Raw genomic sequence first — 2,053 nt, 5'->3', positions numbered from 1 at the left:
TCATCATTGCGCAAGTAGGCGTTACACTGGGCGTTTGGGGCAGCATATGGCTCGATATACAGACAGGACTGTCGATTGTTTTGATACTAGCGATCCTGTTCTTTTTAGCGTTAGTTGTCTCAAAGTTTACACTTTCAAAGTCGTAATAAGATGGTTTATGAATAAGTTCATTTTAGCTAAGCGTATAGTGTAACCAACTTTATTTGATAGATACTACTAGAGGTTTATTGCCTGATATGTTATAAATTTCTGTTTAAAGAATATAGACCTTTATTTAGACAAATGATATTTATCCTCAATGGGACTGACGCTATGCCAAGCTACCCTGCTCGTAAGATCAGCACCCCAGATGATACTCTAAATGTGCTGCAGATTACTGACCTACATTTATCAGATGTCTCTGCAACAGCGAATACTGAGGTTCAAAACACCGCATCTAAAAGTCATCTTACTTGTAAACAAAGCTTTGAGGCCGTTGTCAAACAGGCGCTTGGTGAAGCGATACGCTGCGACTTGATTGTGGTGACTGGCGATTTGGTTAGTGAAGTCAAAACTGCGACATACGATCATATCTTTGATGTATTGCAAGCGACTGATATTCCATTTGCGTGCATCGCAGGCAACCATGATGTGACCAATGAGCTCGGTCATGACCTGCCCTTTTATGAGCGTAAACTTATCGCTCAACCTGCTGATCCACGACTACTTAGTCGTCATTTAATCGAGTCAGAATATTGGCAGCTACTGCTACTAGACTCGTCAGTGCCCGGTCAAGTAGCGGGTTATATTGATGATACAGATATCGCTTGGGTGTCGGAGCAATTAGCTCGTTGTTCTAAGCCTGCAGTTATTGCTGTACATCATCATGTTCTGCCTATTCAATCTCAGTGGATAGACGCGCATATGGCACAAAACACAAAGGCGTTTTGGGACAGCTTAGCTGCTTTTAGACACATACAGGCTGTTATTAGCGGTCATAATCATCAAGAGCAGATTCGCTATCATCAAGAGGTTACTGTTTATAGTACGCCCTCTACTTGCTATCAGTTCAAACCATTCAATGATGATTTTGCTTATGATACACAGGCAATGCCTGGTTATCGCTGGTTGCAACTTGATAACAATGGGCGGCTTGTAAGCTGGGTGAAAAGATTAGATACTTGATTTGCTGACAATAATTTTGTCTAAAAAACACTATAAAAAGTAACACCGCCGCTTACTGTATTTTGGTTACAATCGGCTTAAATAAAACAGCTTCAATAAAAAGAATAAGTTAAAGCACTATTGAGACTTGATTATTAGGCCTCATTTATACCGCTAACTCTTGCACCTTGTGCATAGATACAAAACGTTTTGTAATGGAAGATAGATAACGTTTGGCAAGTTTATAACGCCTTGTATGACAAGCCGTTTTATTGAATCAATTTGGATAAGTAGGATACTTATATGACCACTCTGCCCACAGATCAAAGTGATGTAAAATTCACCCCTTATGTACCTGCAAAAGATGAAGAATACATGTCCGATGCTCAGTTAGAGCATTTTAAAGCTATTTTGTTAGACTGGAAAAGCCAGCTTATCGGTGAAGCGGATCGCACTAAGACTTATATCCAAGATGAGTCAAGCGCTATGCCAGATATTAACGATCGCGCCACTCAAGAAGAGGAGTTCGCCCTAGCGCTACGTACTCGCGACCGTGAGCGCAAGCTGATTCGCAAAATAGACAAATCCATGGCTGAAATCGAAAATGACGATTATGGATTCTGTGATACCTGCGGTGTTGAGATTGGCCTGCGCCGCTTAGAGGCACGTCCGACAGCGACTCAGTGTATCGATTGCAAAACGCTCTCAGAGATCAAAGAGCGCCAAAATCAGGGGCACGTGTAACGCGTTTAATTCTCTTATAGCATCCAAACCCTAAAGTAACTAAACCCTAAAGAGCGAGCGACTATATGATTAGTCGCTCGTTTGCGCTGCATGCTTCTACTTTTGCTTTATCAGACAATCACTTCTATATTTTGAGTATTGACTATGCTTGATTTACCGTCCATAC

Annotated in this window: 2 protein-coding genes and 1 pseudogene; all 3 read left to right on the top strand. The window is 41.4% G+C overall.

Annotated elements, in window-relative coordinates; translation table 11 throughout:
* Positions 1–146: pseudogene (locus tag ACTXGO_RS12920) on the top strand (metal ABC transporter permease); the annotation flags it as partial.
* A 166-nt stretch (positions 147–312) separates the two neighbouring features.
* Positions 313–1,164 (top strand): metallophosphoesterase, encoded by an 852-nt coding sequence (locus ACTXGO_RS12915; RefSeq protein ID WP_317200033.1) that lies wholly within the window; start codon positions 313–315, stop codon positions 1,162–1,164.
* Between the two features lie 282 nt (positions 1,165–1,446).
* Positions 1,447–1,887, top strand: a complete 441-nt coding sequence (dksA, locus tag ACTXGO_RS12910) for an RNA polymerase-binding protein DksA (protein WP_317200032.1) — start codon at positions 1,447–1,449, stop codon at positions 1,885–1,887.
* The last annotated feature ends 166 nt before the right edge of the window (positions 1,888–2,053 follow it).

Source organism: Psychrobacter sp. T6-1 (assembly GCF_052258445.1).
Note: the sequence above shows the minus strand (reverse complement) of the source record. Positions and strands in the feature narration are given on the sequence as shown.